4 protein-coding genes and 1 pseudogene are annotated in these 4,494 nt (G+C 75.6%); 1 reads left to right on the top strand and 4 read right to left on the bottom strand.

Annotated features, from left to right (window positions below):
• The 4 genes from ACIQOV_RS28995 to proB form a co-directional block, all read right to left on the bottom strand.
• Positions 1-554 (bottom strand): hypothetical protein (locus ACIQOV_RS28995; RefSeq protein WP_401053487.1); only part of this gene is annotated, 554 nt, incomplete at its 3' end.
• An 89-nt stretch (positions 555-643) separates the two neighbouring features.
• On the bottom strand, positions 644-1,966 hold the full coding sequence (locus tag ACIQOV_RS28990) for a glutamate-5-semialdehyde dehydrogenase (RefSeq protein ID WP_380543253.1): 1,323 nt from the start codon (positions 1,964-1,966) through the stop codon (positions 644-646).
• 154 nt (positions 1,967-2,120) lie between these two features.
• Complete coding sequence (locus ACIQOV_RS28985) at positions 2,121-2,645, bottom strand: hypothetical protein (protein WP_401053484.1); 525 nt, start codon at positions 2,643-2,645, stop codon at positions 2,121-2,123.
• Positions 2,646-2,819: 174 nt separating this feature from the next.
• Entirely contained in the window at positions 2,820-3,956 is a 1,137-nt protein-coding gene (gene proB / locus ACIQOV_RS28980) for a glutamate 5-kinase (protein ID WP_401053482.1), read from the bottom strand.
• Between the two features lie 306 nt (positions 3,957-4,262).
• Between proB and ACIQOV_RS28975 the strand changes: the two are divergent.
• Positions 4,263-4,494, top strand: a pseudogene (locus tag ACIQOV_RS28975) (hypothetical protein); the annotation flags it as partial.

The raw sequence follows: 4,494 nt of genomic DNA, 5'->3' as shown, positions 1-4,494 counted from the left end.
GGGTCGGCCGGGGCCTGCCCCGGATCGACCCCGGCGCTGCTGGTGCCGGACTCGGGGCGCCGGGGCGCTCCCGCGGAACCGCCCACGCCCTGGTAGATCGCCGCGACCGCGATCGCCACCAGGCCCACGCCCATGATCACGGCGAGCACCCAGGCCACCGGCCGGTGCCACCGCTGCTGGGCCACGTACCGCCCGCGGGAGCGCACCGGGTCGTAGCCGCGTCGCCACCGCCGCCGGACCCGGCGGTCGGCCGCCCGGTCCGGCCCCGACCAGGGATCGGGGTAGAGGTGGTCCGCGTCGAGCCCGCTCGGGTACGGGCGCAGTTCCAGCGGCAGTCCGTCCCCCGCAGGGACGTCACAGCCCCAGCCCGGGCCCGCGGCGTCCGACTCGAACCGGGCCTCGGCGGCGGCGAGTTGCCGCTCCTTGGCGGTCGGCTCGTGCACGGCGGCGGACCGGACGAAGGCCTCATCGAAGACCACGGTGGCGAACTCGTCGTCCGCACCACCGTGGTCGGCGCCGTCGGGGTACGGGAAGCCCCCCACATCCTCAGCCACGGATTCAGCGTATTACCGGCCGGGCGATTTGTCTGTGGCTCCCGGCAGTTGGTCCGTCACACGTGTGACGGACGCCCCTCCCCCGGCGTTCAGCGGCCGTGCGCGTCCCCGCCCACGGTCTGCGCCGCCTCGCCCCGCACGTGCCCGTCACCAGTGACGATGTACTTGGTGCTGGTCAGCTCGGGCAGGCCCATCGGGCCGCGGGCGTGCAGCTTCTGGGTGGAGATGCCGATCTCCGCGCCGAAGCCGAACTCACCGCCGTCGGTGAAGCGGGTCGAGGCGTTGACGGCCACCGTGGTGGAGTCGACCAACCGGGTGAACCGGCGGGCGGCGGCCTGCGAGGTGGTGACGATCGCCTCGGTGTGGCCGGAGGACCAGCGGCGGATGTGCTCGACGGCGGCGTCCAGCGAGGGCACCACCGCGGCGGCCAGGTCCAGCGAGAGGTACTCGGCGCCCCAGTCCTCGTCGGTGGCCGGCACCACGGTGGCCGGGCCGCCCTCGGCGGCCTTCAGCACCGCCTCGTCACCGTGCACCGTCACCCCGGCCTCGGCGAGCGCCGCCAGCGCGAGCGGCAGGAAGGCGTCCGCGACGTCCTGGTGGACCAACAGCGTCTCGGCCGCGTTGCAGACGCTGACCCGCTGCGCCTTGGAGTTCAGCAGGATGCCGACGGCCATCGCCAGGTCCGTCTCGGCGTCCACGTAGACGTGGCAGTTGCCGGTGCCGGTCTCGATCACCGGGACGGTGGAGCCCTCGACCACGGTGCGGATCAGCGAGGCGCCGCCGCGCGGGATCAGCACGTCCACGTGGCCGCGGGCGCGCATCAGCTCCCGCACCGAGTCCCGGCTCTCGCCCGGCACCAGCTGGACCGCGTCGGCGGGCAGCCCGGCCGCGGCGACGGCGTCGCGCACCACGGCGACCAGCGCGGTGTTGGAGCGGTAGGCGGAGGCGGAGCCGCGCAGCAGCACCGCGTTGCCGGACTTGAGGCAGAGCGCGGCGGCGTCCGCGGTGACGTTCGGGCGGGCCTCGTAGATGATGCCGACCACGCCGAGCGGCACCCGGACCTGCCGCACGTCCAGGCCGTTGGGCAGGGTGTAGCCGCGCACCACCTCGCCGACCGGGTCGGGCAGGCCGGCCACGTCGCGCACGTCGGAGGCGATCGCGGCGATCCGCTCCTCGGTCAGGGTCAGCCGGTCGATCACCGACTCGGCCGTGCCGGCCGCCCTGGCCCGCTCCACGTCCTCGGCGTTGGCCGCGACGATCTCGGCGCCGCGGGCCACCAGGGCGTCCGCGACCGCCAGCAACGCGGCGTCCTTCGCGCCGCGCGGCAGCGGGGCGAGCGCGGCGGCGGCCTCCCGGGCTCGGCGCGCTACGGCGAGGACGGGGCTGTCGGCGGTGGCGAGGTCGCTGGTCATGCCGCCAAGGGTAGCGACTGCACCCGCCCCGCCCGGGCGGTATTTCGCCCGGTGAGACGCCGCTCGGCCGGTCCCGGTCCGACGGGGCCGCCCGGCCGCCGGGGACGGCCCAGTACGGGGCGGCCCAGTACGGGACGGCTCAGTACGGGGCGGCTCAGTACGGGTGCACGCCGCCCAGGTGCGGCGGCGGGTCGCCGAAGCCCTCCGCCACCCGTTTGTGGTACGTCGCCCGGTCGACCACCTCCAGCCCGACGATCTCCCAGGGCGGCAGGTTCGCGGTGACCTTGTGCTCGCCCCACAGCCGCAGCGCGATGGCCGCCGCGTCGTGGAGGTCCCGGGCCTGCTCCCAGTAGCGGATCTCCGCGTGGTCGGCGGCGTAGCGGGCGGTCAGGAAGAACGAGTGGTCGTGCGCCAGCTGCTCCAGTGAGGCGCGCAGCGAGGGCAGCGGGGTGACCTGCCCGGCCACGCTCAGCACCACGTGCCACAGCCGCGCCTGCTCGGGCACGGTGGGCGGCTGGGCCGCCCGGTCGCGTTCGGGCCGCAGCCTGCGCACCCCGCCGGGCCTCTGCGGCGGCGGACCGGCCGGCTCGGCGGGGCCGTCCCCGCGCCCGCCGTCGATGCTGGTCAGCCGCCGGCCCGCCGTCCCTGCGGTCAGCGCTGCCTCGCGCCTGCGTTCCACCGGCGGCCTCCTGTTCGGCGATGTCCTGTCGTCCCCACCGGCCCCGTCGACCCTCGGCCGACCGGTACGGCTGCGCCCCTCCTCGCCCGTGGCCGGGCCGCTCCCGGTACGGAGCGGCCCGCCGTGCGCGCTGCGCCGATCGGCCGGGCGGCCGGTGCCGGCCCGCCGGGCCGGTCAGCCGCGCAGAACGACCAGGTCGTCGCGGTGGACGACCTCGCGCTCGTACGCGGCGCCGAACTCCTGGGCCAGGTCGCGGGTGGACCGGCCGAGCAGGCGGGGCAACTCCCTCGCATCAAAGTTGACCAGTCCGCGAGCCACGATGTGGCCGTTTTCGGCAAGAAGGTCCACCGGATCACCCGCGGCGAACTCCCCGTCGACCTTGGTGACCCCGGCCGGCAGCAGCGAGGCGCCGCCGGAGACGACCGCCCGGACGGCACCCTCGTCCAGGTGCAGCGCCCCGCGCGGGCTGCTCGCGTGGGCCAGCCAGAGCATCCGGTCGGAGGTCCGGCTTCCGGTGCGCAGGAAGAGCGTGCCGGTGGGCCGGCCGGCCAGCGCGTCGGCGGCGTGGCTGGCGGCGGTGAGCACCACCGGGATGCCGGCGCCGGTGGCGATCCGGGCCGCCTCGACCTTGGTGACCATGCCGCCGGTGCCGACCCCGGCCTTGCCGGCGCTGCCGATCTCGATGCCGTCGAGGTCCTGCGGGCCGCGCACCTCGGCGATCCGGCTGGTGCCGGGGCGGGACGGGTCGCCGTCGTACAGGCCGTCCACGTCGGAGAGCAGCACCAGCAGGTCGGCGCGGACCAGGTGGGCGACCAGGGCGGCGAGCCGGTCGTTGTCGCCGAACTTGATTTCGGCGGTGGCGACGGTGTCGTTCTCGTTGACGATCGGCATCGCGCCCATCGCCAGCAGCTGGTCCAGGGTGCGGTAGGCGTTGCGGTAGTGGGCGCGCCGGCTGGCGTCCTCGGCGGTGAGCAGCACCTGGCCGACCCTGATCCCGTACCGGGCGAAGGAGGCGGTGTAGCGGGCGACCAGCAGGCCCTGGCCGACGCTGGCGGCGGCCTGCTGGCGGGCCAGGTCCTTGGGCCGCCCGTCCAGACCGAGCGGGGCCAGACCGGCGGCGATCGCGCCGGAGGAGACGAGCACGACCTCCGGCGCCCCGGGTCGGCCGCGCAGCTTGGCGAGCGCGTCCACCAGGGCGTCGACGCGGTCGGCGTCCAGGCCGCCGGCCGCCGTGGTCAGGGAGGAGGAGCCGACCTTGACGACGATCCGCCGCGCGGTCAGCACCTCGTCCCGCAGAGAGTCCTCGCTCATCTCGCTGTACGCCCTTCCGGTGTGGTGCGGGTACGGCGGGGCCCGGGCCCGGCCGTCAAACCCGCAATCTACGCGATCGGCGCAGGTCACCCGCCGGATGTTTCACCGGCTGGACCCGGCCTGGTCACGGGCCCGCCACAGCCCGTCCGGCAATCCGGATGACTGGTATGGTCCCTGACCGCAAGCCAGATCGGGGGACGGCTTCTTGCCCGCTGGACCCATGTCGTCATCGACCCTTCCTGTCACGACGGGCGGCGCCGCACTGGGCAAAGGCCGGCAACGGTCGCGGCCGTGCGCCCAGGAGAAATGCGCACCATGCGTTCGTACACCACCAAGCTGACCTTCGCCGCGCTCGCGGCGGCCACCGCCCTGTCGCTCGCGGCCTGCGGGCCGGACAACGCCGACCCGGCCGCACCGGCGGGCGGCTCGACCGGTGCCGCTCCGGCGCCGACCAGCGGCGCTCCGGGCACACCTGCACGACCACCTGGACGGCGGGCTGCGCCCGGAGACCGTGGTCGAGCTGGCCGCCGCCTGCGGC

The organism is Kitasatospora sp. NPDC091257 (assembly GCF_044757675.1).
Lineage (GTDB): Bacteria > Actinomycetota > Actinomycetes > Streptomycetales > Streptomycetaceae > Kitasatospora > Kitasatospora lactacystinica.
This window is presented reverse-complemented; position numbering and strand designations above follow the sequence as displayed.